We start from the raw sequence: 25168 nt of genomic DNA on the forward strand, positions 1-25168 counted from the left end.
GCTATACGTCTATTCGTCGTCGTAGTGGAGCGTGCCGTCGTCGTCCATCGTCGGATGCAGCTTCATCGGGCCCCAGCCGTCGGGGTCGGAGGGGCGCGGCGGCTCGGGCCCGTCCGGGCCGCAGCGGAGCGCCCGTTCGATCCGGCAGACCCGGTAGAGGGAGTCACCGACCCGGGCCTCGTCGGCCCGGCCCGCGGCCTTGAAGTCCTCGGCGACCCGGGCGTACTCGGCACGTTCCTCCTCGTCGAACTCGTAGAGCATGGGCCAGAACTCGTTCATGCCGTCGAAGAGGCTGCGCCGGGCGTCGTGCGGGGACGGCAGCAGGATGCCCCGGGTGGTCCACCGGCCGTCCGCGAGTTCGACGACGCTGAAGCCGACCGGCAGCAGCGCGATATCGGGGTAGCGCTCGGCCGCCAGCTCCGAATCGCGGCGGACGTGGTCGGGGAAGAGGGGGCCCGAGTACGAGAAGGAGCGCAGCCCCAGCTTCATCGCGCCCGCCATCAGACCGTCCTCCCGGTCGGGGTCGATGTCCAGCCCCACCTCCGGCCAGACCCGGTCCCGGTCGCCGTCCCAGGAGTAGTCGTTGCCGGGCTCGGGATCGGTGGGGCGGGGCGGTTCGAGCCCGTCGTCGCCCCGGCGGGCGAACTCGTCGGCGCGCACCACCCGGTAGCGGCAGCCGAGTACCTCGATCTCGTCGGCGCGCTCGTTCTCCAGCACGGTGACGGCGTCGAGCAGCCTGCGGCGGAGCCGGGGGTCGTCGGTGTCGTCCTTGGCGCGGAACCAGAGGAAGGAGTTCAGATTGTCCCTGGCCTCCTGTGGGGAGCCGCTGATCAGGGGTTTCAGCACCCGCCACGCGCCGTCGTCGCCCCCGTCGCGCCAGGGGCCGAGCGCCGGGTCCCGGCCGCCGGTGTGCTGGGCGGCGAGCCCGAACACCGGTCCGCGGACCAGGAGATCCGGATAGCGGTACGAGGACTCGACGGCATCGGCCTCGGTCACCCAGGCCGCCGGGTCGTCGCGCCGTACCAGATTCTCGTGCAGCCGGTCGATCCGTCGCTTCCAGTCATCAGCCATGCGCACATTGTTGTGGTGTGGGATCGTTCCGCGTGCTGAGGGGACTTCAACTGGCCGGAAGAGTACGTCCCGTACGGGAAACGTCGAACGCCCGCTCCTCACCGCGGACTTGGGGGCGTACGTGTTCGAACGGGGGTGGCGCGGGTGGTGGCGCCGGGGGTGGCGTGGGTGGCGGGGCGCGACTTGTGGGGTGGGGGTGGCGGGTGCCGTGGCCGGTTGTGAGGCGGTCGGGGCAGGGACAGGGGCAGGGGGGCGGGTCGGTGGCGGGCGGGGCGTCAGGGCCGTGCGCCGGACCCGGTCCGCCCGGCCGCCGTGAGGGCCGCCCGCCGGGCCGGTCCGAGCCGGTCCGGCCGGGCCGCCGCCGTGTACGTACCGGACGCCACCCGCAGCGGTGCGACGGGATCCGTCAGGCCGGGATGCCGCTCCGCCGTCCCGATGGCCCGGACCACCCGCTCCCCGGTCCAGCCCAGCGCCGCCGCCAGCGCGTCCGCCGTCAGCGGGGCGCCCGCGTGGACCAGCGCCGCGAGTACGGTCAGCGCGTCCTCGCCGTCCGCGACGTCCACCGGGCCGGTGTCCATGTCCGCGGCGAGCCGGGAGAACAGCGACGCCATCCGGTCCAGCCGGACACCCGCCGGGGTCGCGGCGCCGACGATCTCCGTACCGCGCCGCGCGGTCTGCGCCCAGACGGTGATCGAGCGGGTGCTCGACGCCCAGGCGCCGGTCCACATGTCGTCGTCCAGTACGTACCGTTCGCGCCGCCGCCCCGACTCCCGTTCCCGCCGGACCGCGCCGAGCGGCGCCAGATAGCCGACCGCCTTGGAGACCGACGCCGGGCTGACCCGGAGCCGCCGTACCAGCTCCGCCGAGGTCAGTCCGTCGGCGTCGGCGAGGAACAGTTCGGTCAGGACGCGGGCCGCCATCCGGGGCAGGCCCGTACCGACCATCAATGCGGCGAACTCGGCCCGGAACGCCGACACATCGGGGCCGCCGGGGCCCCCGGAGCCCTCGGGGTCACCGGGGCGGCCGGGGCCCGAGCGGCGGGCCCGCCAGGCCGTGGCCCGGTGGGCGTACTCCGCGCGATATCCGGCCGGACCGCCGTTACGGGCCACCTCACGGCTCACCGTGGACGTCGGCCGCCCCAGCCGCCGGGCCGTCGCCGCGTACCCCAGACCCTCCGCCAGCGCCTCCGCGATCAGCCGCCGCTCCTCCCGGGTCAGCCTGCCACCGGGCATCGTGCCCCTCCTTCCCGCCGGTCTTCACCGCCAGTTTTCACCGTCAGCCCATTGCAACGGACGTCCGAAGGCCGTCGATACGTTCACCGTCAGCACCGTTGCAACAAACGGGCTTCTCCTCGGTGTATCGAGGCGATCCGGCCGCTGTACGGCTGTTCGCCGAACGGCATCGCACCCTAGCTTTCACGGCACTGTGAAGAGAAGGGCAGTGCGATGAACGATTCCGGCGCCGACACCCGGCCCCGTCCCCGTTCCGGCCCCCGGCCCGTTCCCGCCGTTCGCGAGGTCGTGCTGGACGTCGCCGGGCTGAGGATGCGGTACGGCACCCGGGACGTCCTTTGGGACGTCACCTTCCGTGCCCACCGAGGCGAGGTCCTCGCCCTGCTGGGACCCAACGGCGCGGGCAAGTCCACCACCGTCGAGATCCTCGAAGGCTTCCGGGCCCGGTCGGCCGGCCGGGTCGAGGTCCTGGGCACGGACCCGGCCCGCGGCGACGAGGCATGGCGCGCCAGAACCGGGGTGGTCCTCCAGTCCTGGCGCGACCACGGCAAATGGCGGGTCCGGGAACTCCTCGGCCATCTCGGCGCCTACTACGCGCCCTACGGCATCCCCGGCACGCCCCGCCCCCGGGACCCCGACGAACTGATCGCCGCCGTCGGCCTCGCCGACCGCGCGGGCGCCCGGATCCGGACTCTCTCCGGCGGGCAGCGCCGCCGCCTCGACATCGCGGTCGGTGTGGTGGGCCGCCCCGAGGTCCTCTTCCTCGACGAACCGACCACGGGCCTCGACCCCGAGGCGCGGGCCTCGTTCCATACGCTGGTACGGCGGCTCGCCGCCGACGAGGCCACCACGGTCCTGCTCACCACCCACGACCTGGACGAGGCGGAACGGCTCGCCGACCGGATCCTGGTCCTCTCCGGCGGCCGGATCGTCGCCGACGGCACCGCCGCCGGACTGGCCCGGGAACACGCCGTCCCCGACGAGGTCCGCTGGACGGCCGGGGGCCGCCGCCGGACCGCGGCCACCGCCGACTCCACCGGATTCGCCCGGGAACTCTTCCGCCGCCACGGCGACGGGCTGCGCGAACTGGAGATCCGCCGGGCGTCCCTCGCCGACACCTACGCGGCGCTGCTGGCGGGCGCCCGGGACGACGGCGGGGGCGGGGCCGGGGAACGGGCCGCCGCCGCGAAGGGAGCCGTACGATGACCGCCTCCTCCGCCTCCTCCGCCTCCCCCGCCACGGCCATCGGCCGTACGGGCGTCAGGCGCGGACTGATCGAACTCCGCCAGTCCTTCACCAACGGCGCCGATCTGACGTCCCACTTCTTCTGGCCGACCCTGATGCTGATCGTGCTCTTCCTGCTCCGGGACCGGGAGTTCGGCTCGTCCGGCCTGCCGTTCGGCACCCTTGTCCTGCCCGGCGTGCTGGGGATGAACATCGCCATGGGCATGGTGATGATGAGCCAGCTCCTCACCGCCGACCGCGAGGACGGCACCCTGCTGCGGGCCAGAGCCACCCCGTACGGCATCCGCGGCTATCTCATCGGCAAGGTCGTCGCCGTGGGCGGCGGGCTCCTGATCGACCTGGCGATCTTCCTCGTACCCGGGTCGCTGATCGTGGACGGCCTCGCCGTCGAGGGCGCTGCCGCCTGGGCGACCCTGGGCTGGGTCGTCGTCCTCGGCATCCTCGCGACCCTGCCCGTCGGCGCCGTACTGGGGTCCCTGATCTCCTCCAGCCGCGCCCAGGGCCTGGTCCAGCTGCCCGTACTCGCGACTATCGCGATCTCCGGGATCTTCCACCCCGTGACGGCGCTGCCGGAGTGGGTACAGGGCGCGGCCCGGTTCACCCCGGTCTACTGGCTCGGCCACGGTACGCGCTCCGCCCTGCTCCCCGAGGAGGCCGCGGCGGCCGAACCCGGCGGCTCCTGGCGGCTGTGGGAGGCGGCCGGGGTGCTGGGCCTGTGGGCGGTCGCGGGTCTGGCGCTCGCCCCGCTGGTACTGCGCCGGATGGCCCGCCGGGAGTCCGGTTCGGCGGTCTCGGCCCGCCGGGAGCGGGCGCTGCGGCGCACCGGCTGACGGGAGAGCCGGGAGCCGGTGCGCCCGCCGGGTCGGCGGTCAGCCGTCGAAGCGGCGGCGGGCCTCCTCGATATCGCCGAGGAACCGCCGCGTCCAGCCGCACATGGCGGAGACCGTCGCCCGCAGGGCCCGGCCCGGTTCGGTCAGGGTGTACTCGACCTTCGGCGGCACCGTGGGATGCGCCGTCCGCTCGACCAGCCCGTTCCGCTCCAGCATGCGCAGATTCTGGGTGAGCATCTTGTGGCTGACGCCGTCGATCTCGTTCCGCAACTCCCCGAAGCGCAGGGTCCGGTCACCGAGCGCCTCGATGATCAGAAACGCCCACTTGTTGGCGACGTCCGAGAAGATCTCCCGCGCCAGGGAATCGGACTGCCGCAGATCGCCGGCCCCGGGCAGACCGGCGGCCTTCGGCGGACCGGCTCCCTTCGGCGGACCGGCGGCTTCGGGCAGGCCGTGCGAAGGGCTCATGTCCGCCATCTCAGGCCGTGCGCTCACGGACGTCCACGACCGTCGCGCCCGCGTGCTTGACCAGGGACTCCGGATCGAGGGGGAAGACGGTATGCGGCGTACCGGCCGCCGCCCACACCACGTCATGGGCGAGCAGCCCCCGGTCCGCGAGGACCCGGGTCCGGGTCAGATGACCGAACGGGGGTACGCCCCCGATGGCGTACCCGGTCGTCGCACGGACCAGATCGGCATCGGCCCGCTTGACGGCCCCGGCGCCCAGCTCGGCCCGCACCCGCTCGACATCGACCCGGGACGAGCCGTCCATCAGCACCAGCACCGGCTCACCGTCCGCCGCGAAGATCAGCGACTTGACGATCTCGCTCACATCGCAGCCGATGGCGGCGGCGGCCTCGACGGCGGTCCGGGTCGCCTCCGGAAACCCCCGGACCGGCACATCGAGCCCCAGCTCGGCGAGCGCGGCGGCGAAGCGGGGGTGGGCGGCGGGGGCGGGGTTGCTTTTCTCGGTACTCATACGGACTGACGCTAGCGGGCGCCGACGCGGAGCGGCGACGCGTTCAGCACTTCCCCGGAGTACGGCGCCCTCCCGGCTTTCCGGGCCGCGCCCGGCGCCCTGATGTTGTCGGCGCCCCGCGGCCCGCCTGTGGCTCGTCTCGCAGTTCCCCGAGCCCCTGAAAACCCGGGCCGCGCCCGGCCGCTGATTCTTGTTCGCGGTCCGCGGACCGTGGCTGGCTGGTCGCGCAGTTCCGCCCCCTATGCCTTCGGCATGGGGGGACCCCCAGCGCCACCTGAGTTGCCCTCCTGACCGCCCCCGGAGAGAGGCGGCCCCTTCTTACAGGGGCGGGCCTCCCTTTGCAGGGCCGGGGAGCGGGAGAGCATTTAGGGGCGCGGGGAACTGCGCGACAAGCCCACGACGGCGCGCGGTCGCCCGACGACACTCGCCCCGCTGGGCGGAAGGCGCGGGCTCCGCCCGGAGGGGCAAGGCGCTGAGGGACTCCCTATGGGGCAAGGCTCCGAGCAGGGCCCGGGACAGGCGAGGGGTCTCATAGGCGAGGGGCTCGGGGCGCGCCTTCTTCAGAGCGCCCCGGCCCCCCGGGTCACCGCGCCGAGAGGACCGCGGCCACCACCGGGCCCGCCGCCTCGCCGCCGCGGCCGCCGGACTGGACCGCCGCCGCTGCCGCGAGATCCCCGGCGTATCCGGCGAACCACGCGTTGCTGGTCTCCTGGCCGCCCATCTCCGCCGAGCCGGTCTTCGACCCCTTGTCGCCGCCGACCCGGGCCATCGCCTTGCTGCCCGAGCCGGCCGTCGCGTCGGCCCGCATCAGGGCGCGCAGGGTGTCCGCCATGGCCGCGGGCATCGGCCGCGCCGTCGCGAAGTCCGCGTCACCCGCGCCCACCGCCCCCTCCGCGAGGATCGTCGGCTGCTTGAATCCGCCGTTCTTCACCGTCGCCGCCACCGACGCCATGTTCAGCGCGTTCATGGTGATCCGGCCCTGGCCGATGTACGACGCCGCCGTCTCCGTACCCTCCGAATCCGGCACGCTGCCGTCGTACGTCGATACGCCCGTCTTCCAGTCCAGCCCGATACCGAAGTACTCGCGCGCCGTCTCGCCCAGCGCCGAGCCCGCCACGCCCTTCTCCGTCAGCGGCTTGATCGCCTTGATGAAGGTGGTGTTGCAGGAGCGGGCGAACGCCTGCCGGAAGGTGGCGTTCGGTACCTCGAACCGCTTCAGGTTCTCGAAGGTCCGGCCGTTCCACTGCACAGTCGCGGGACATTCGACCGGGCTGTCCGCCCCCGCGACGAGCCCGTGCTCCAGCATCATCGCCGCCGTCACGATCTTCATCGTGGAGCCGGGGGCCTGGGTGCCCAGCAGTGCCGTGTTGTAGCCGCCCGCCGGGTTGTTGGCGATCGCCCGGATCTCCCCGGTACTGGGCTTGACCGCGACGACCGACGCCTTCGGCGTGTTCGCCACCGCCCGCTCCGCCGCGGCCTGCACCCCGGCGTCGATGGTGGTCTTCAGCTCGCCCGGCTCCCCTTCGGTGAGGGCGAGCAGGGTCTGGTCGGGTACGGACTCGTTCGACGAGGTCAGGACCAGCTCGACGCCCGGCTCGCCGCCCGCGGCCTCGCCGTACTTCTTCCGCAGCCCGTCCAGCACCCCCGCCAGGGACGGGTACTTCTCCTTCGTCAGCTCCCGGCCCGCCCGGTCGAGCGCCTTCACCGGCGGCGTACCGGCCGGTCCCGTGGAGAGCTCGGTCGTCGCCGTCAGCTTCGGATGCAGCACCGAAGGCCGCCAGTCGACCAGCGCCCGCCCGGTGGACTCGCCGCGCACCACGGTCAGTTCGGAGGTGTACGTCCACGGCTTGCTGCGGCCCTCCCAGGTCACCGTCGCCTTCACGGTGAACGGCACCTTCGGGCCGACGGCCGCCGCCGGGGTGATCTCGGCCGCCGACACCTTCGCCGTCGACCGGTAGCCGCCGAGCAGCGGCCCCGCCGCGACCGGGTCGTCCGTGAGCCGCGCCGCCGCGTCCGCCTTGCCGTCGGCCCAGGCCGTCAGGAAGTCCCGGGCCGTCCGGTCGATCTCCTCGGCCGTCGGCGGTCCCGTCTTCTTCTCCGCCAGCCCGTTCTCCCGGTTGCCGCCGGTCATCCCCTCGTAGAGGTTGTAGCCGCCGTACGCGACCCCGCCGGCCACGACCAGGAAGACCCCGCCGGCCACGGCGACCTTGACTCCACTGCGCATGACGCGCGCCCCTCCCCAGGCGGGCCCCGCCGTCCGGCGGGCCCCGCGAAACCTCTCGACCAGGCCGGTCGGTCGCCCTCCGGCCGTACGACATCCGACCCGCCCAGCCTAGGACGGGCCACCGACAGCCCGGCGGCACCGTTACGGGACCGGGACTCCCGGGCCCGGTGATAGCACCGATCCGACCGAAAGATGCTAGTTGCATCGGTGTTGCTTACACCCAGGTGTCGAGCCACATCCGGTCCTGCCACTCGCTCAACGGGATCACCGTGCCCGTATAGAGCGGATGGAAGTAGATGAAGTTCCAGACGATCAGCAGGACGAGGACGCCCGCACCGATCGCCCCCACCGCCCGCCGGGTCTCCGACGCCCCCGGCGGCCCCAGGATCGCCCCCACGAGCATCGCCACCGCCAGACAGAGGAACGGTACGAAGACCACCGCGTAGAACACGAAGATCGTCCGCTCCTGGTAGAAGAACCAGGGCACCCAGCCCGCGGCGATCGCACAGGCGATCGCGCCCGCCCGCCAGTCCCGGCGGAACAGCCACCGCCACACCACGTACACCAGCGCCGCGCACCCCGCCCACCACAGCATCGGCGTCCCCAGCGCCAGTACCTCGGAGGCGCAGCCGCCGCCCGAACTGTCCGCCGCGCAGCCGCCGCTGCCCGGCTTCAGATCCTTGTAGTAGTAGGAGACCGGGCGGCCCATCACGATCCAGCTCCACGGATTGGACTGGTACGTGTGCCCCGACGTCAGGCCCACATGGAACTCGTAGACCTCCGCCTCGTAGTGCCACAGGCTGCGCAGCCAGTCCGGCACGAACGACCAGGCGGATTCCCGGCCCGGCCCCTCCGAAGCCCAGTTCCGCAGATGCCCCCGGTCCGTGAAGATCCACCCCGACCACGACACCAGATACGTCACCAGGGCCACCGGCACGATCGCCGTGAACGCGGGCACCAGATCACGGCGGAGCACCGCCCGGTACGGGCGCACCGCGCCCGACGTCCGGCGGGCACCGACGTCCCACAACACGGTCAGCAGCCCGAACGCCGCCATGATGTACAGGCCGTTCCACTTCGTGCCGGCCGCCAGACCCAGCATCACCCCGGTCGCGATCCGCCACGGGCGGGCACCGAGCCGCAAGGTCTCCGCGACCGTCGTATCCGGCCGCAGCAAACCGTCCGCGTCCACCGGCAGCGCCCCCGCCAGCCGGGCTCTGGCCCGGTCCCGGTCGATCAGCAGACAGCCGAACGCCGCCACGACGAAGAACATCAGCACCAGATCGAGCAGCGCCGTCCGGCTCATCACGAAATGCAGACCGTCCACGGCGAGCAGCAGCCCCGCGACACAGCCCAGGAACGTCGAACGGAACAGCCGCCGCCCGATCCGGCAGATCATCAGTACCGAGATCGTCCCCAGCAGCGCGACCATGAAGCGCCAGCCGAACGGCTCGAACCCGAACAGCTTCTCGCCGAGACCGATCACCCATTTGCCGACCGGCGGATGCACCACATAGCCCGGATCGGCGGGGATCGGCACGGCCGACGGATCCGCCAGGATCTTCTTGTCGACGTCCTTGGGCCAGTGGCCCTCGTACCCCTGGTTGATCAGGGCCCAGGCGTCCTTGGCGTAGTACGTCTCGTCGAATATCACCGCGTTCGGCTTGCCCAGATTCCAGAACCTGAGCACCCCCGCGAACAGCGCCACCAACAGGGGCCCCGCCCAGGCGGAGACCCGCAACAGCGGCCCCACCCGGTCCGCGGGCACCCCCAGCACCGGCCACAACCGCTCCGACGGCCGGGTATACGGCGGTACGAGCCGCTCCCGCAGCCCGATCTCCGCCCGGGGTACGTATCCGAATCGCCGCAGACGCGCGGGCCAGGCGGACGGCGGCGGGTCGTCGTCCCCCCGCTTGAGGGGCGAAGGCGCGGTACTGGTCACCGCGCCATCGTAGGGACATCGCCCGCGCGGTGTTCCCCGGTCCGCGGCCCGATCCCTGCCGCGCCGCGCGGTTCCGTCCCCGGGGGACCCAGCGCCTCGGCTCTCCCGGGCACCGCCCCGAACTACCCGGGTCTCGCCCGGCGGCCTTGCGTTGTCGGCGGTCCGCGGGCCGCCTGTGGCTGCTCGCGCAGTTCCCCGCGCCCCTGGGTTGCCCTCCTGATCGCCCCCGGTAAGCGGTGGCTCTACCCAGGGACGGCGCTGGGGAGTGGGGAGAGCATGAGGTGGCGCTGGGGGTCCCCCCATTGCCGAAGGCATAGGGGGCGGAACTGTGCGAAAAGCCCACGACGGCGCGCCGTCGCCCGACGACGCTCGCCCCTCCGGGCGGACGGCGCGGGGCTCCCCGGAAGGCCGAGGCGCATGGCGTACGGCGGGCACGGGCGCGCGGGGGAGAATGGGGCGCGTGAGCCAGACGCCCCCCAACACCACCCCCGGCGGAGTCCTCGTCCTCGCGGGGACGCCGATCGGCGACCCCCGCGACGCCCCGCCCCGCCTCGCCGACGAACTGCGTGCCGCGGATGTCGTCGCCGCCGAGGACACCCGGCGGCTGCGGCGCCTCACCCAGGCCCTCGACGTGACGCCCGGCGGCCGGGTCGTGTCGTACTTCGAGGGGAACGAGTCCGCCCGCACCCCCGAACTGGTCGACGCCCTGACCGGCGGCGCCCGGGTGCTCCTCGTCACGGACGCGGGGATGCCCTCCGTGTCGGACCCCGGCTACCGGCTGGTCGCCGCAGCCGTCGCCGCGGACATCCGGGTGACCGCCGTCCCCGGGCCATCCGCCGTACTGACGGCCCTGGCGCTCTCCGGGCTGCCGGTCGACCGCTTCTGCTTCGAGGGCTTCCTGCCCCGCAAGGCGGGCGAGCGGCTGGCCCGGCTCCGGGAGAACGAGCAGGAGCGCCGCACCCTCGTCTACTTCGAGGCCACCCACCGCATCGAGGAGACCCTCCGGGCGATGGCCGAGGTCTTCGGCCCCGACCGCCGGGCCGCGGTCTGCCGCGAGCTGACCAAGACGTACGAGGAGGTCAAGCGAGGCGGCCTGGCCGAGCTGGCGGCCTGGGCGGCGGACGGCGTACGAGGCGAGATCACCGTCGTCGTCGAAGGCGCGCCCGCTCCCGGCCCGGGGGATCTGACCCCGGCGGAACTCGTGGCCCGGGTCCGGGCCCGGGAGGAGGCGGGGGAGCGCCGCAAGGAGGCGATCGCGGCGGTGGCGACGGAGGCGGGGGTGCCGAAGCGGGAGGTGTTCGACGCGGTGGTCGCGGCGAAGAACGCGACGCGCTAGGTTTCGCGCCGCCCCGGCCCTCCGGGTGAGCCTCACGAACCGGCCGCGCCCGGCAGCCTGATCTTCTTCGCGGTCTGCGGACCGTGCGTGGCTGGTCGCGCAGTCCCGCCCCCCTATGCCTTCGGCAATGGGGGGACCCCCAGCGCCACCTCATGCTCTCCCCAGCGCCGTCCCTGGATAGAGCCAACGCTTACCGGGGGCGATCAGGAGGGCAACCCAGGGGCGCGGGGAACTGCGCGAGCAACCACTACGGTCCGCAGACCGTGGAAGACCTGATGGCGCCGGGCGAGACCGGGTATTCAGGGGCGCGGGGAACTGCGCGACAAGCCCACCACGGTCCGCGGGCCGCGAACAACGCAAGGCCGCCGGGCCAGACCCGGCTCCCCCGGGGCGTCGGCGGCCTCGGAGGCGCTCGGACCGGCCCCGGGGGAGGTAAAGGGCTAGCCTGGAAGGCAAAGCCCGGACCGGGCCCGAGGGCTTCCCAGGCATGGGAAGTGCCAAGACCACACCATGTTTCTCCAGGCGCTGTCGCGCTCCCGCCGGAATGGGCGTCCACTGGTTCAGTGGAGAGGAGCTGGCATGAGTGAGATCACCGGCGCGGCGAGGGTCCACGAGGCGTATGCCTTCGCGTGTATGCGTTGCGGGCACGGCTGGGAGCAGGCGTACGAGATCGAGCATCACGTCGACGCGGAGGGGCGGCAGTACGTGGTCTACCGGGCCGACGGCGTGCGGGTGCCGTCCCCGTTGTCCAGTCCCACCTGCGCCAACTGCGGGGGGCATGTCGTCAGGATCATGCGCGCGGGCCAGGTGTCGTCCGTGCTGAACCGGGCGGCCAGAAACGGCCGCAACGGCCGTGGCGGCCGGGTCGTGGAGGAGCGGCCGGTCCCGATCGCGGGGCCCATCGGCGCGACGGACTACCGGCTGGAGGAGGACGGCGACCCGGCCGGTGCGCCGGATGTCGCCCCGGCGGCTGCCTCGGCCGCGGTGCCGGACGCCCGGGAGCCCCGGCACCACTGGCATCTGTCGGATCTGCTGCACCCCTTCCAGCACCGCCGCCACTGAGGCCCGGCGCGTCCGGAGGGCAGGTCTCCGGGCGCGTGGTCCGGGCCCGGGCGGGGTGACGTACGCGTTCACCCCGCCCGGTCCGCGGCGTATGGCACCGGCCCGCTCGCCAGCCTCCCGCGAGCGGGCCGGCGCCATGCCCGCGCCCGCGGCTGTCGCCTGCCGGGCCTCCCCGCCCCGGCCTCCGGCCGGTTCGGCCGCCGACACCGGCCCGCCCCCGGGTCCGTAGGATCGCGGGCATGAGTACGCAGTCCTCGTCGTTGCCGCCGCCGCTGCCCGAGCCCCTGCGGGTGCCCGTCGCCGACTCCCACACCCATCTCGACATGCAGGAGGGGACCGTCGACGAGGCGCTGGCCAGGGCCGCGGCCGTCGGGGTGACGGCCGTCGTACAGGTCGGCTGCGACATCGGGGGCTCCCGCTGGGCGGCCCGTACCGCCGCCGCGTACGACGCCGTGCACGCGGCCGTCGCCCTGCACCCGAACGAGGCGCCCCGGATCGTCCTCGGGGACCCCGGGAACGGCGGGCCCCGGCAGTCGGTCCGGCCGCCCGGCGGGGACGGCGCCCTGGACGAGGCGCTCGCCGAGATCGACGCGCTCGCCGCCCTGCCGCACGTCAAGGCCGTGGGCGAGACCGGTCTCGACTACTTCCGTACGGGTGAGGAGGGCGTCGCAGCCCAGGAGCGGTCCTTCCGCGCGCATATCGAGATCGCCAAGCGCCACGGCAAGGCGCTCGTCATCCACGACCGGGACGCCCACGCGGACGTGCTGCGCGTGCTCGCCGAGGAGGGCGCGCCCGACCGTACGGTCTTCCACTGCTACTCCGGCGACGCCGACATGGCGAAGATCTGCGCCGACGCGGGCTACTACATGTCCTTCGCGGGCAACGTCACCTTCAAGAACGCCCAGCCGCTGCGGGACGCCCTCGCGGTCGCGCCGCGCGAACTGGTCCTGGTGGAGACCGACGCGCCGTTTCTGACGCCCGCGCCGTACCGCGGACGGCCCAACGCCCCGTATCTCATTCCGGTCACGCTGCGCGCGATGGCGGCGGTGAAGGGGCTGGACGAGGACACGCTGGCCGCGGCGGTCGCGGCCAACACGGCGGAGGCGTTCGGCTACTGAGAGGGCCGCGGGGCGATCACGCCCCGTGGTCCGTCCGGGCGTACCGGGACCCGCGTCCGCGACACGGCGTGACCGGATGGCTTTGGAGAGTGACGGCCGCTCGGCTACCGTCCCGGCCCACCACACAGTGGGCGGCGGCGGACGGAGCGCGGCGTGAGCGATACGGACACGGAACGGTACGGAGACGAGGGCCCGGCCGGGCGGGCCGGCGGCGCGGCGGACGCGCCGGGCGCCCGGCGCGGCCTACGGCCGCGTACGACCCGGACCCGCGCACCTCGCGCCGCCCGCGCCGACCTGCTGCGGCGCCTCCTCCCGCAGGCCCTCGTCGTCGCCTGTCTCGCGGGCGGCACGTCCGCCTTCCTGATCAGCGACAAGGCCGTGCTGCTCACCGTCGACGGCGTACCCCGCACCCTGCACACCTTCGCCGACGACGTCGGCGAACTCCTCGCGGCGGAAGGTGTCGCCGCCGGGGCGCACGACATCGTCGCGCCCGCCCCGGCCGCCGCGCTCGCCGACGGCGACGAGGTCGTCGTCCGCTACGGCCGCCCCGTCGCCCTCACCCTCGACGGCACCCGCCGCACGGTCTGGACCACCGCCGACACCGTCGACGGCGCCCTGCGCCAGCTCGGAGTCCGGGCGGAGGGCGCCCGGCTGTCGGCGTCCCGGTCGGCCGGGATCTCCCGGGCGGGCCTCGCCCTCGACGTCCGTACGGAACGCGCCGTCACCCTTCTCGCCGACGGCCGGGCCCGCACCCTGCGCACCAACGCGGCGACCGTCGCCGACGCCCTGGCGGAGGCCGGGATCGTCCTCGGCCGCGAGGACACCGCGTCCGTACCCCTCGACGCCTTCCCCCGGGACGGCCGGACGATCACGGTCACCCGGATCAGCGGCTCCCGCCAGGTCCGGGAGGAGCCGGTGCCGTACGCCACCGTGCGCACCGCCGACCCCGGCGCCTTCGTGGGGACGGAGACCGTGGTCAGCCCCGGCCGGGCGGGCACCCGCCGCGTCGTCTACACCGTGCGGACCGTCGACGGGGCGCGGGAGGAGCCCCGCAAGGTGGCGGAGCGGCTGGTCCGGCCGCCCGTCACCCGGCATGTCTACTACGGCACCCGCCGCCCGCCCCGGTCGGTCGCGGGCGCGGACGGGCTGAACTGGGCGGCGCTGGCCCGCTGCGAGTCCGGCGGCCGGCCGGACGCGGTCGACCCGTCGGGCACGTACGGGGGCCTCTACCAGTTCGACACGCCCACCTGGCGGGCCCTCGGCGGCGGCGGGCGGCCCCAGGACGCGCCCGCGTCCGAGCAGACGTTCCGGGCGAAGAAGCTCTACGTCCAACGGGGCGCGGCCCCCTGGCCCCACTGCGGCCGCCTGCTCTGACCCGGGGCGGTGCTTCCCATGCCCCTTGAACCCGGCTCCCCCGGCGCCGCGGCCCTCCGGGTGAGCGCCACAACCCGGGCCGCGCCCGGCAGCCTGATGTTGTCCGCGGACCGCGGTGGGTTGCTCGCGCAGTTCCGCCCCTATGCCTTCGGCAATGGGGGGACCCCCAGCGCCCCTAAATGCTCTCCCCAGCTCCGCCCCTGGAAAGGGAGACCCGGCCTCTCTGCGAGGGCGTTGAGGAGGGCAACCAGGGGCGCGGGGAACTGCGCGACCAGCCCACGACGGCGCGCGGTCGCCCGACAATATTCGCCCCGCTGGGCGGGTGGCGTGGCCCTGACCCGGAGGGCCAAGGCGCTGGGGGTCCCCCCGTCGCCGAAGGCACAGGGGGAGGAACTGCGCGACCAGCCACAGACCGGGCGCGGTCGCCCGACGACGCTCGCCCCTCCGGGCGGAAGGCGCGGGCCCCACCCGGAGAGCCGAGGCGCAGTGGGGTGCCGGAGCCGCGCGACCCCGGTGTGGGCGGGCGCGGGGCCCGGGGCCCTTAGGGTGGAGGCGTGAGCAGCACCGATCCCGATATGAGCACCCACGACGCGTCCGAGCCCCCCGGTGGCGCCGGTACCGACGCCCTGCTCGGTCCCGCCGACATCCGGGAACTCGCCGCAGCCCTCGGCGTGCGGCCCACCAAGCAGCGCGGCCAGAACTTCGTCATCGACGCCAACACCGTCCGCCGGATCGTGCGGACCGCCGGTGTCCGGCCCGACGACACCGTCGTGGAGGTGGGTCCCGGGCTGGGCTCCCTCACGCTGGCGCTGCTGGAGGCCGCCGAGCGGGTCGTGGCCGTCGAGATCGACGACGTACTCGCCGCGGCCCTGCCCGCCACCGTTCTCGCCCGGACGCCCGAGTACGCGCCCCGCTTCTCCCTCGTGCACTCGGACGCGATGCTGGTCGAGGAGCTGCCCGGCCCGCCGCCCACGGCGCTGGTGGCGAATCTGCCGTACAACGTGGCCGTTCCCGTCCTGCTGCACATGCTGGACCGGTTCCCGACCATCGAGCGGACCCTCGTCATGGTCCAGGCCGAGGTCGCGGACCGGCTCGCCGCCGGGCCCGGGAACAAGGTGTACGGCGTCCCGTCCGTGAAGGCCAACTGGTACGCCGACGTGAAGCGCGCCGGGTCCATCGGCCGCAATGTGTTCTGGCCCGCGCCCAATGTCGACTCGGGGCTCGTCTCCCTGGTCCGCCGCGAACCGCCCCGGACGACCGCCACCAAGCGGGAGGTCTTCGCCGTGGTCGACGCGGCCTTCGCCCAGCGCCGCAAGACGCTGCGGGCCGCCCTGGCGGGCTGGGCCGGGTCCCCGGCGCTCGCCGAGCGGGCCCTGGTCGCGGCCGGGGTGTCGCCGCAGGCCCGCGGCGAGGCCCTGACCGTCGAGGAGTTCGCCCGGATCGCGGAGGCCAAGCCGTGACCCGCCACCGTACGGACGCCCCGGGCGCCGTCACCGTACGCGTACCGGCGAAGGTCAATGTCCGGCTCGCGGTCGGTGCCGCCCGCCCCGACGGCTTCCACGACCTGGCCAATGCCTTCCTCGCCGTCTCCCTCCACGACGAGGTGACGGTACGGCCCGCGGAGGCGCTGACCGTCACCTGCGAGGGCCCCGGCGCCGATCTCGTACCACTGGACGGGACCAATCTGGCCGCCCGGGCCGCGACTCTGCTCGCCGCCCGACACGGCATCGAACCCGCCGTCCACATCCACATCGCCAAGGACATTCCCGTCGCGGGCGGTATGGCGGGCGGCAGCGCCGACGGCGCGGGCGCCCTGCTCGCCTGCGACACGCTCTGGGGGCTCGGCTCGACCCGCGCCGAACTCCTCGACATCTGCGCCGAACTCGGCTCCGACGTCCCCTTCAGCCTGGTCGGCGGGGCCGCCCTCGGCACCGGCCGGGGCGAGCGGCTGACCCCCCTCGACACCGGCGGTACGTTCCACTGGGTCTTCGCCGTCGCCGACGGCGGGCTCTCCACCCCGGCGGTCTACGGCGAATTCGACCGGCTGACCGCCGGTACCGAGGTCCCCGCCCCCGAGGCGCCCCCGGCGCTCCTGGCGGCCCTGCGCTCCGGCGACGCGACGGCCCTGGCCGCCGCCCTCGCCAACGACCTCCAGCCCGCCGCGCTCTCCCTGCGCCCGGCGCTGCGGGCCACCCTCGACACCGGCCTCGCGGCGGGCGCGCTCGCCGCGATCGTCTCGGGCTCGGGCCCGACGACGGCGTATCTGGTGAAGGACGAGGAGTCGGCGCGGGCGGTCGCGGCGGCCCTGACGGCCTCGGGCACCTGCCGCACGGCCCGTACGGCGACGTCCCCGGCGGCGGGCGCGACGATCCTCTGAGACTCGGGCGTCCCGTACTCCGCGACCGAGACCCCGTCCCGCCGGGCGCCCCTCCGGACACGCGTGCGTCCACGGGCCGCACCCCGCCCGATCTTTCGGGTGATCGGAGCGGTCTCCCGGTGTGTGGTGCCGTCAGCACCCCGCGCCCCGTGGTCGATTGGGGCCGAGCCCCGTCACGACGACCGGGCTCGGAGAGGAACTCATGAAGAGCATCCTGGGCAAGGCACTGGTGACCGCCGGTGCCGCGCTGGCCCTCGCCGCCGTCGCGGCCCCCGCGCAGGCGCACGAGCCGGTGACCGCGGGCGGCGGCGGGCAGTACATCGCCTCCGCCGAACCGCACAACATCTTCGCCGCGGGCGAGATCGAAGGCTTCGCCGAGACCGCCCACGCCTACGCCGCCGGATTCGGCGTCGGCTGGGCCACGGACATCGCGTCCGGCGGTGGCTTCGAGGGCATCGCGGGCACCCGCTGACACCGCCGCGCCCGGACGGAGGGGACACCCCGCCGTCCGGGCGCGGTCATCCGCGGACGCGGCCCGGGCGCCGTCTGCCGCCCGTACCGAGGCCGTACGCCGCCCGTACCGGGGCCGCGCGTCAACCGGCAGTTGACGCGATACGTGCCCATGGCCAAGGATCCGGGCTCATGGCCTCCGTGAACATCGTGCTCCTGCACGGCCGCCGTGTGCTGATGGGGGCCATCGCCCTGCTGCTGCTCGTCGCGGGCTCCTGGGCGTCCTGGGACTCCGCGCGCCACGTGCTGCTCGGCGGCGACCGCGAACGCGGCACGATCACCGTCGCCGCCTGCGGCGACGAGACCTGCACCGGCCCGTACGTCCCCGACGACCCGGCACCCGCCAGGACCGGGCTCACCATCGAGAAGTCCGTCGCCGTCGAGAAGGGCGCCGTACTCGCGGTCGTCCTCAAACCCGGTACGAAGGAACTCATCCGCACCGGACCCGCCGGGGCCCTGCACGCCTGGCTGCCCCTCGCGGGCGCGCTGCTGCTCGCCTCCGTACTCGTCGCGGGCGGACTCGCCCTGCCCAAGGTCGCCGGAGGGATGGCGGTGGCGGGCGGCGCGATCACCCTCGCCACCTTCACGGCACTGCTCTGACCCGGGCGCCCGCCGCACGTGCCGTGGTCGGCTCCGGGCGCCCCGCCCCGCGCGCCCGTGCCGTCAGCGACTAGCATCCGAACGCATCACCCCTGAGGAGCGGAGAGTTCATTGGTGCGTCAACCGCGCGTCGGCGTCGCGATCCTGACCATGGGCAACCGCCCCGCCGAACTGGCGGAGCTGCTCGAATCGGTCGCCCGGCAGGACACCCCCGCGAGCCGGATCGTGGTCGTCGGCAACGGCGCCCCGCTGCCGCCGCTCCCCGACGGGGTCACCGGCGTCGAACTCCCCGAGAACCTCGGCGTCACCGGCGGACGCAACGCGGCCATCGCGAAACTCCGCGAACTGGGAGAGGTCGATGTCGTCGTCGACCTCGACGACGACGGACTCCTCATCGACACCGACGTCTTCTCCCGGCTCGTCAAGCTTTACGAGCAGGACGACACCCTCGGCGTCGTCAGCTTCCGGATCTCCGACGAACAGGGCCGTACCGCCCGCCGCCACGTTCCCCGGCTGCGGGCGAGCGACCCGATGCGGCGCGGATACGTCACCACCTTCCTCGGCGGCGGCCACGGCCTCTCCATGAAGATGCTCGACCAGACCGGCGACTGGCCCGAGGCGTTCTTCTACGCCCACGAGGAGACCGACCTCGCCTGGCGCGCACTCGACCACGGCTGGAAGATCCTCTACGAGCCCGAGCTGGTCCTGCGCCACCCGTGGACCTCGCCCACCCGGCACGCCGTCTTCCACCGCATGGTCGCGCGCAACCGGGTCTGGCTGGCGAAGCGGCATCTGCCGGCGCTGCTGGTGCCGCTGTACCTGGGGGTGTGGACCGCGCTCACGCTGCTGCGGACGCGGTCCGCGAGCGGGCTGCGGGCGTGGTTCGGGGGCTTCGCGGAGGGGGTACGGACGCCGTGCCCGCCGAGGAAGCCGATGCGGTGGTCCACGGTCTGGCGCATGACGCGCCTGGGCCGCCCCCCGATCATCTGACCCGCGCCCCGGGGCCCCGTGCCCCGGTCTCGCCCGTGGGCCTGATGTTGTTCGCGGTCTGCCGCCCGCGGGTGGTTGCTCGCGCAGTTCCCCGCGCCCCTGAACGCTCTCCCCGGCGCCGTCCGGGTGGGAGGCGGGCTCCCAGTCGGGGCGCTGCCCTCACAAGGGCCAGGAGGCGGGCAACCAGGGGCGCGGGGAACTGCGCGACAAGCCACGACGGTGGTGCGGACCGCGAACAACATCGGGCCGCCGGGCGCGGCCCGGGTACCGAGGGGCCGGGGAACCTGCGAACAGGCGGCGGCGGCGCGTGGCGTACTCAGGGCGCGAAGTGAGTATCCGCGCCCTGACCCTGGCGGCAAGGCGCGCGGCACCGTAGGCGCATGGTCACTGAACCCGTCTCCGTTCGCGCGCTCGCCGATGCCACGCCCGCCGCGCGGGACCGGTACGCCGATCTGCTGCGGGTGCTCTCCCTCGGTGTCGTGGTGCTCGGGCACTGGCTGATGGCCGTGGTCGTGGTGACCGACGACGGCGCCCGCGAGGTGGGCAATCTGCTCGCCGTGGTGCCCGCGTTGCAGGTGTTGACCTGGGTGCTCCAGATCATGCCGGTCTTCTTCTTCGTCGGCGGGTTCGCGCACGCCCTGTCGTACCGGTCGCTGGCCCGCCGCGCCCCGGGGCGTTCCGTGTACGCGGAGTTCCTGCGGGCCCGGCTTCAGCGGCTGCTGCGGCCCACGATGGTCTTCCTCCTGGTGTGGGCGGCGCTGGCGCTGGTGATCCAGTGGGCGGGCGGCGGCGACGGGCTGACGGGGGTGGCGCTGCGGCTGGTCACGCAGCCGCTGTGGTTCATCGGGATCTATCTCGCGATGGTCGCCTTCACACCGCCGCTGCTGCGGCTGCACGAACGTCACGGCTGGGCCGTGTTCGGCGCGCTGGTGGCCGCCGCCGTCGCCGTGGACACGGCCCGGTTCGCGGCCGGGCTGCCGTACGCGGAGTTTCTGAACTTCGCCTTCGTCTGGCTGGCGATCCACCAGCTCGGTTTCCTCCGCGCCGACGGGCGGATCACCCGTCCCGGGGCGCTCGCCGCCGTCGGCCTGGTCGCCGCCACGGCCCTGGTCGCCCTGGGGCCGTACCCCTTCTCGATGGTGGGGATGCCCGGCGAGAAGGTCTCCAACATGGCTCCGCCGACGGTCGCGCTGCTGGCGCACGGGCTGTGGCTGATCGGCGCGGCCGAGGTGCTGCGGGGGCCGGGGACCCGGTTCGCCGGGCGGGCCCGGGTGTGGCGCGGGGTGATCGCCGCGAACGGGATCGCGATGACCGCGTTCCTGTGGCATCTGACGGCGTTGCTGGCCGTGTACGGCGCACTGCTCGGTGCCGGGGCCGCCCTGCCGGAGCCCGCGTCGGGCACCTGGTGGGCGCAGACCCCGGTCCGGCTGGCCGCCGCCGCTGTCGTCGGTACGGTCCTCGTCGCCGTCTTCCGCCGCTTCGAACGGCCCGCGACGCCCGCGACGCCCGCGGCACCCGCGACCGACGAGCGCCCCACCGAGACCGGCGCCGGCGGACCGCTGGCCGCCGTCGGGATCACCCTCTGTCTGCTGGGTGTCCTGGGGATCTCGATGGTCGGGTACGACGACCTGCTCGAAGGGAAGTCCGCGACGCTGATCGCGATCCCGGTGACCGCTCCCGTCGCCCTCGCCGCGGCCCTGGTGGGCTGGCTGCTGGTCGAACGCGCGGGTCGCGGGGCCGGGCGGGCCGTGGGCCGGGCGGCCTGAGCGGACGGGCCGACCCGGCCCCGGCCCGAGGGGGCGGACCGCCCCCGCCGCCGGTGGGCCGCGCGCCGACTACCCTGGGAGGCCGATCCACTCGCCCTACGCAGGAGAGAAATGGCCGTCAATCTGGTCAATGTCGAGGCCGTCAGCAAGGTGTACGGAACCCGTGCCCTGCTCGACTCCGTGTCCCTCGGCGTCTCCGAAGGCGACCGGATCGGGGTGGTGGGCCGCAACGGCGACGGCAAGACGACCCTGATCCGGCTGCTGGCGAAGCTGGAGGAGCCGGACAGCGGGCGGGTCACCCAGAGCGGCGGGCTGCGGGCCGGGGTGCTCACCCAGCACGACTCCCTCGACCCCGAGGCCACCATCCGGCACGAGGTCATCGGCGATCTCGCCGATCACGAGTGGGCGGGCAGCGCCAAGATCCGGGATGTGCTGACGGGGCTCTTCGGCGGCCTGTCGCTGCCCGGTTTCCCCGAGGGCCTGGACACCGTGATCGGCCCCCTCTCGGGCGGTGAGCGCCGCCGGATCGCCCTGGCGAAGCTGCTCATCGCCGAGCAGGACCTGATCGTGCTGGACGAGCCGACGAACCATCTGGACGTCGAGGGCATCTCCTGGCTCGCCGCCCATCTGCGGGCCCGCCGCTCGGCGCTGGTCTGCGTCACCCACGACCGCTGGTTCCTCGACCAGGTCTGTACCCGGATGTGGGACGTCCAGCGGGGCGCGGTCTACGAGTACGAGGGCGGCTACAGCGACTACGTCTTCGCCCGGGCCGAACGGGAGCGGATCGCCGCGACCGAGGAGGTGAAGCGGCAGAACCTGATGCGCAAGGAGCTGGCGTGGCTGCGCCGCGGCGCCCCGGCCCGTACCTCCAAGCCCCGCTACCGCATCGAGGCCGCCAATGAGCTGATCGCCGATGTGCCGCCGCCCCGTGACACGTCGGAGCTGATGAAGTTCGCCTCCGCGCGGCTCGGCAAGACGGTCTTCGATCTGGAGGGCGTGACGGTCCAGGCCGGTCCCAAGGTGCTGCTGCGCCATCTGACCTGGCAGCTCGGCCCCGGCGACCGGATCGGTCTGGTGGGGGTGAACGGCGCGGGGAAGACGTCCCTGCTGCGCGCGCTCGCCGAGGCCGCCGAGTCGGAGGGCGAGAAGCAGCCCGCCGCCGGTCGGGTCACCGTCGGCAAGACGGTACGTCTGGCGTATCTCTCCCAGGACGTCACGGAGCTGCCGCCGACGCTGCGGGTCCTGGAGGCCGTCCAGCAGATCCGGGACCGGGTCGACCTCGGCAAGGGCCGGGAGATGACGGCGGGGCAGCTGTGCGAGCAGTTCGGCTTCGTCAAGGAGAAGCAGTGGACCCCGGTCGGCGATCTCTCGGGCGGTGAGCGCCGCCGGCTCCAGCTGCTGCGGCTGCTGATGGACGAGCCGAATGTGCTCTTCCTCGACGAGCCCACCAACGACCTCGACATCGAGACCCTGACCCAGCTGGAGGATCTGCTCGACGGCTGGCCGGGCTCCATGGTGGTCATCTCGCACGACCGGTTCTTCGTGGAGCGGACCACGGACCGGGTGCTGGCCCTGCTGGGGGACCAGACCCTGCGGATGCTGCCGCGCGGTATCGACGAGTATCTGGAGCGGCGGCGCGACGCCGTGGAGGCGGCGGCCCCGGCGGCCCCCGCCGAGCGGAAGGACGGCCCGGCGCCGGAGACGAAGGCCAAGTCGGCCGGTGAGCTGCGGGCCGCGCAGAAGGAGTTGCAGCGGATCGAGCGGCAGCTCGACAAGCTGGCGGGGAAGGAGGCCGCGGTCCACGACGAGATCGCGGCCGACGCCACCGATTTCGCCCGGGTCGCGAAGCTGGACGCCGAGCTGCGGGAGCTGGCGGGGCAGCGGGAGGAACTGGAGGGCCGCTGGCTGGAGTTGGCCGACGAGGTCTGAGGCCGGTGCCTCGGCGGCGGCCCGGCGGCGGCCCGGCGGCGGCCCGCCGGGTCCGGGATCCGGGCCCGGCCGCCGGTCCGTGAGGGTCGGGTGCAGGCTTCATAACGGCGCCGTCACAAGCCGGTCCATGCCTGGTGACGGCGGCGGACCGGCCCTTTCACCGGCCGGTCCGGGTGATAGAAAGAAGCTCCGCTCGACTGCCGTGAGAACGCGGCTCCAGGTCCGGAACGCTCCTTTCCGGGATACGGGTACCTGCCAAGCAGCGCGCCGTGCGCGCACCGGAAAAGCGGGGGAGGCCGTCGGACCCAGGACCGTACGAAGGGGGATGCGCTGATGTCCCAGCCGCCCAGCCAACAGCCGCCGGGGGGCCATGAAGCCCCTCGGGATCCCCGTGCCGGGGATCCGCGGGGCCCCGAAGACGCCCCGGCCCCGGACCCGGTTCCGTATCAGGGGAGCCCGTACGAGACGCCCGGCCAGGGCCCGTACACCGCCCCGCCCGCCGCTTCGGACGCGCCGTACGCCCCGTACGCCCCGGAGCAGGGCGGACCGTACGCCTCCGGCCCGTACCAGAGCTCCTACCAGGGCCACCCGGTCCAGCCGCCCGCCGCCCCGCCGGGCCCGTACGGTCAGCCCGGCCAGTACGGCCACTACGGGCAGGGCGCGATACCCGGCGGCGAGCCGTACGCCTACGGCACCGGCACCGGCACCGGCCCCGGGCAGCCCTCCGGTTACGAGCAGCGGGCCCCGGGCGCGTACCAGCAGCCCGCCGCGCCCGGCGGCCCGTACGACGGCGGTCATCAGCAGCAAGGTTTCGCCCAGCCGTACCAGGGCGGCAGCCAGGCCTCGTACGCCTCCCCGTTCCCGCCCGCCGACGGCTTCGCCGGAACCCCGGGCGCCACCGGCGGCGGCCCGGCCCCCGCCGGTGGACGCAAGCGCCGTACGGTCGTCCTCGTCGCCGCGTCCGTCGCGGCGCTGCTGGTCGTCGGCGGCGGTACGTACGCCCTGCTCGGCGACGACGACGACGGCGGCGGCGGCGAGAAGAAGCCGGTCGCCGGAGCGTCGGCGACCCCCGAACCGTCCGCGTCCGAACCGTCCGCCGGTCCCGGCCGGGGCAGCGGGATCGAGAACGGCCGCGACCGGGAGAACGGCGGCAAGGACCTCAACGCGGGCCGCGCCCCCGGCGACGCCCGGGCCCTCTTCCTCACCACGAACGATGTCGACCTGCCGCGCAACGGCGCCACCGTCTTCGGCCCCTGGGTCCGCGGCGACACCGTCGTCAAGGCCATGTACAAGCAGGTCGTGGGCTATTCGGCAAGTGACGGCCGGAAGAAGTGGACCCTGCCGCTGGAGCAGGAGCTGTGCTCGGCCACACCCCGGCCCTCCGCGTCCGGCGCGATCGTCGTCGGTGTGAAGGACGGCGCCGGGGAAGGTGCCCGCTGCCGTGATCTGCGCCTGGTCGACCTGGCCACCGGCAAGGTCGGCTGGAAGACCGCGATCCCGGCCGAACGCGGCTTCCTCGCACTCTCCGACCACACCCTCACCATCAGCGGCGACACCCTCGCCGCCGGGGCCACCGGGGTGTCGTACGGCTTCTCGATGCGGACGGGGAAGCAGATCTTCGCCGGGCCGCGCAGCGGCTGCCGCCCGTTCGCCTACGCGGGCGGGCCGGAGCTGCTGGCCGCCGTGAGCTGCCCCACCTCCGACTACAAGAAGCCCAAACACCAGCTCCAGCAGATCGACCCGGCCACGGGCAAGGCGCGCTGGACGTTCGCCGTGCCCGCCGGGTGGGAGGTCGACAAGGTCTACTCCACCGCTCCGGTCGTTGTCTCCCTCATCCAGCGCGAGCCCAAGAAGTGGACCGTGGTGGCGCTGAAGGACGACGGCGAGGTCCGCTCCCAGATCGCCGGGGGCAAGGACCGCTTCCGGGTCGGCTGCGGCGGCTCGCTCGTCATCTTCGGCCAGAACCTGGAGGGCTGTACGGGCGTCGCCGCCGACGCGAGCACCCTCTACATGGCCACCGAGCCGGTCCGCGCGGGCGGCGCCAACCAGGTCGTCGCCTTCGATCTGAACACCGGCCGCGCCAAGTGGCGGGCCCCCTCCGGCGGCGACACCACCGCCGTACCGCTCCGGATGCAGGGCCGTGACGTGGTGGTCTACCGGGAGCCCTCCTACGGCACCGGGGGCGCGGTCGCCACCATCGCACCGGGCGGCGGCGCGCCGAAGACCGTACTGCGGCATCCCCGGGGCGCGTCCGAGGCCGAGAACTCCTTCTACTCGGCGCGACTCCTCTACGAAGGCGGTCGGCTCTTCATCGTGCCGGGCCGGGTCAGCGCGTCCAGCGACGAGGAGGAGCTGACGAAACCGACGATGCTGGCGTTCGGTCCCTGACACCCGGGCCCGCGCGGTATCGCCGCCGTACCGGGCGCCGGGTGATCCGGCGCCCGCCCACCGGCCGGATCCGGATCCGGAACCAGATCCGGATCCGGAACCGCCGGCCCGTGCGTCACGTCAGCCGATGAACGCGGGCCCGCTGGCCGGACGGCCGCGCCGGGCAGTCGTACGGCTCCGTACTCCGTACTCCGT

20 protein-coding genes are annotated in these 25168 nt (G+C 74.0%); 14 read left to right on the forward strand and 6 right to left on the reverse strand.

The genetic code is table 11. The features are described from left to right. Positions 1-9: 9 nt before the first annotated feature. The gene (locus ABZ714_RS21070; RefSeq protein ID WP_358826795.1) at positions 10-1071 is read right to left on the reverse strand and encodes a DUF5954 family protein; all 1062 of its coding nucleotides are present in this window, start codon (positions 1069-1071) and stop codon (positions 10-12) included. 275 nt (positions 1072-1346) lie between these two features. Next, positions 1347-2303 carry a helix-turn-helix domain-containing protein gene (locus ABZ714_RS21075; protein ID WP_358826796.1) on the reverse strand — a complete coding sequence of 319 codons (957 nt, stop codon included), beginning with the start codon at positions 2301-2303 and terminating at the stop codon, positions 1347-1349. Between the two features lie 312 nt (positions 2304-2615). Between ABZ714_RS21075 and ABZ714_RS21080 the strand changes: the two genes are divergently transcribed. Next, a complete protein-coding gene (locus ABZ714_RS21080) occupies positions 2616-3509 on the forward strand; it encodes an ABC transporter ATP-binding protein (protein ID WP_358826846.1) in 894 nt (297 codons plus the stop codon). Beyond that, a complete protein-coding gene (locus ABZ714_RS21085) occupies positions 3506-4378 on the forward strand; it encodes an ABC transporter permease (protein WP_358826797.1) in 873 nt (290 codons plus the stop codon). Before ABZ714_RS21080 ends, ABZ714_RS21085 begins: the two co-directional genes overlap by 4 nt. Positions 4379-4417: 39 nt before the next feature. Here the strand turns inward: ABZ714_RS21085 and ABZ714_RS21090 are convergent, their stop codons facing one another. From ABZ714_RS21090 to ABZ714_RS21105, 4 genes are all read right to left on the reverse strand, one after another. Next, a complete protein-coding gene (locus tag ABZ714_RS21090; protein ID WP_358826798.1) occupies positions 4418-4846 on the reverse strand; it encodes a helix-turn-helix domain-containing protein in 429 nt (142 codons plus the stop codon). 10 nt (positions 4847-4856) lie between these two features. Beyond that, positions 4857-5357: a YbaK/EbsC family protein gene (locus tag ABZ714_RS21095; protein ID WP_358826799.1), complete on the reverse strand. Its 501-nt coding sequence runs from the start codon at positions 5355-5357 to the stop codon at positions 4857-4859. Between the two features lie 583 nt (positions 5358-5940). After that, positions 5941-7581 carry a penicillin-binding transpeptidase domain-containing protein gene (locus tag ABZ714_RS21100; protein WP_358826800.1) on the reverse strand — a complete coding sequence of 547 codons (1641 nt, stop codon included), beginning with the start codon at positions 7579-7581 and terminating at the stop codon, positions 5941-5943. A 214-nt stretch (positions 7582-7795) separates the two neighbouring features. Then, on the reverse strand, positions 7796-9523 hold the full coding sequence (locus ABZ714_RS21105) for a phospholipid carrier-dependent glycosyltransferase (protein WP_358826801.1): 1728 nt from the start codon (positions 9521-9523) through the stop codon (positions 7796-7798). Positions 9524-9983: 460 nt separating this feature from the next. Here ABZ714_RS21105 and rsmI point away from each other — a divergent pair, with 460 nt between their 5' ends. The 12 genes from rsmI to ABZ714_RS21165 all read left to right on the forward strand — a co-directional run bounded on the left by rsmI (position 9984) and on the right by ABZ714_RS21165 (position 24973). Next, complete coding sequence (rsmI, locus tag ABZ714_RS21110; protein ID WP_358826802.1) at positions 9984-10859, forward strand: 16S rRNA (cytidine(1402)-2'-O)-methyltransferase; 876 nt, start codon at positions 9984-9986, stop codon at positions 10857-10859. A gap of 579 nt (positions 10860-11438) precedes the next feature. Next, on the forward strand, positions 11439-11921 hold the full coding sequence (locus tag ABZ714_RS21115) for a hypothetical protein (protein WP_358826803.1): 483 nt from the start codon (positions 11439-11441) through the stop codon (positions 11919-11921). 239 nt (positions 11922-12160) lie between these two features. Then, on the forward strand, positions 12161-13039 hold the full coding sequence (locus ABZ714_RS21120; RefSeq protein WP_358826804.1) for a TatD family hydrolase: 879 nt from the start codon (positions 12161-12163) through the stop codon (positions 13037-13039). A gap of 153 nt (positions 13040-13192) precedes the next feature. Beyond that, the gene (locus ABZ714_RS21125) at positions 13193-14413 is read left to right on the forward strand and encodes a ubiquitin-like domain-containing protein (RefSeq protein WP_358826805.1); all 1221 of its coding nucleotides are present in this window, start codon (positions 13193-13195) and stop codon (positions 14411-14413) included. A gap of 575 nt (positions 14414-14988) precedes the next feature. Beyond that, positions 14989-15873 carry a 16S rRNA (adenine(1518)-N(6)/adenine(1519)-N(6))-dimethyltransferase RsmA gene (rsmA, locus tag ABZ714_RS21130; RefSeq protein ID WP_358826847.1) on the forward strand — a complete coding sequence of 295 codons (885 nt, stop codon included), beginning with the start codon at positions 14989-14991 and terminating at the stop codon, positions 15871-15873. After that, the gene (locus ABZ714_RS21135; protein ID WP_358826806.1) at positions 15870-16790 is read left to right on the forward strand and encodes a 4-(cytidine 5'-diphospho)-2-C-methyl-D-erythritol kinase; all 921 of its coding nucleotides are present in this window, start codon (positions 15870-15872) and stop codon (positions 16788-16790) included. Before rsmA ends, ABZ714_RS21135 begins: the two co-directional genes overlap by 4 nt. A 202-nt stretch (positions 16791-16992) precedes the next feature. Beyond that, positions 16993-17262 carry a hypothetical protein gene (locus ABZ714_RS21140; protein ID WP_358826807.1) on the forward strand — a complete coding sequence of 90 codons (270 nt, stop codon included), beginning with the start codon at positions 16993-16995 and terminating at the stop codon, positions 17260-17262. Between the two features lie 170 nt (positions 17263-17432). Beyond that, on the forward strand, positions 17433-17900 hold the full coding sequence (locus ABZ714_RS21145) for a hypothetical protein (protein WP_358826808.1): 468 nt from the start codon (positions 17433-17435) through the stop codon (positions 17898-17900). A 114-nt stretch (positions 17901-18014) separates the two neighbouring features. Further along, positions 18015-18890 (forward strand): glycosyltransferase, encoded by an 876-nt coding sequence (locus tag ABZ714_RS21150; protein ID WP_358826809.1) that lies wholly within the window; start codon positions 18015-18017, stop codon positions 18888-18890. A 380-nt stretch (positions 18891-19270) separates the two neighbouring features. Then, complete coding sequence (locus ABZ714_RS21155; RefSeq protein ID WP_358826810.1) at positions 19271-20656, forward strand: acyltransferase; 1386 nt, start codon at positions 19271-19273, stop codon at positions 20654-20656. Positions 20657-20767: 111 nt separating this feature from the next. Next, positions 20768-22585, forward strand: a complete 1818-nt coding sequence (locus ABZ714_RS21160; protein ID WP_358826811.1) for an ABC-F family ATP-binding cassette domain-containing protein — start codon at positions 20768-20770, stop codon at positions 22583-22585. Positions 22586-22918: 333 nt separating this feature from the next. Continuing rightward, positions 22919-24973, forward strand: coding sequence for a PQQ-binding-like beta-propeller repeat protein (locus ABZ714_RS21165; protein ID WP_358826812.1), 2055 nt, complete (start codon positions 22919-22921; stop codon positions 24971-24973). The last annotated feature ends 195 nt before the right edge of the window (positions 24974-25168 follow it).

Origin of the sequence: Streptomyces sp. NPDC006798 (assembly GCF_040635975.1) — a bacterium.
Lineage (GTDB): Bacteria > Actinomycetota > Actinomycetes > Streptomycetales > Streptomycetaceae > Streptomyces.

Excerpts from the sequence above, each read along its gene's own strand:
- ABZ714_RS21070 (WP_358826795.1), bottom strand. The coding sequence starts at position 1,071 with ATGGCTGATGACTGGAAGCGACGGATCGACCGGCTGCACGAGAATCTG.
- ABZ714_RS21075 (WP_358826796.1), bottom strand. The coding sequence starts at position 2,303 with ATGCCCGGTGGCAGGCTGACCCGGGAGGAGCGGCGGCTGATCGCGGAG.
- ABZ714_RS21080 (WP_358826846.1), top strand. The coding sequence starts at position 2,616 with ATGCGGTACGGCACCCGGGACGTCCTTTGGGACGTCACCTTCCGTGCC.
- ABZ714_RS21085 (WP_358826797.1), top strand. The coding sequence starts at position 3,506 with ATGACCGCCTCCTCCGCCTCCTCCGCCTCCCCCGCCACGGCCATCGGC.
- ABZ714_RS21090 (WP_358826798.1), bottom strand. The coding sequence starts at position 4,846 with ATGAGCCCTTCGCACGGCCTGCCCGAAGCCGCCGGTCCGCCGAAGGGA.
- ABZ714_RS21095 (WP_358826799.1), bottom strand. The coding sequence starts at position 5,357 with ATGAGTACCGAGAAAAGCAACCCCGCCCCCGCCGCCCACCCCCGCTTC.
- ABZ714_RS21100 (WP_358826800.1), bottom strand. The coding sequence starts at position 7,581 with ATGCGCAGTGGAGTCAAGGTCGCCGTGGCCGGCGGGGTCTTCCTGGTC.
- ABZ714_RS21115 (WP_358826803.1), top strand. The coding sequence starts at position 11,439 with ATGAGTGAGATCACCGGCGCGGCGAGGGTCCACGAGGCGTATGCCTTC.
- ABZ714_RS21120 (WP_358826804.1), top strand. The coding sequence starts at position 12,161 with ATGAGTACGCAGTCCTCGTCGTTGCCGCCGCCGCTGCCCGAGCCCCTG.
- rsmA (WP_358826847.1), top strand. The coding sequence starts at position 14,989 with ATGAGCACCCACGACGCGTCCGAGCCCCCCGGTGGCGCCGGTACCGAC.
- ABZ714_RS21140 (WP_358826807.1), top strand. The coding sequence starts at position 16,993 with ATGAAGAGCATCCTGGGCAAGGCACTGGTGACCGCCGGTGCCGCGCTG.
- ABZ714_RS21145 (WP_358826808.1), top strand. The coding sequence starts at position 17,433 with ATGGCCTCCGTGAACATCGTGCTCCTGCACGGCCGCCGTGTGCTGATG.
- ABZ714_RS21155 (WP_358826810.1), top strand. The coding sequence starts at position 19,271 with ATGGTCACTGAACCCGTCTCCGTTCGCGCGCTCGCCGATGCCACGCCC.
- ABZ714_RS21160 (WP_358826811.1), top strand. The coding sequence starts at position 20,768 with ATGGCCGTCAATCTGGTCAATGTCGAGGCCGTCAGCAAGGTGTACGGA.
- ABZ714_RS21165 (WP_358826812.1), top strand. The coding sequence starts at position 22,919 with ATGTCCCAGCCGCCCAGCCAACAGCCGCCGGGGGGCCATGAAGCCCCT.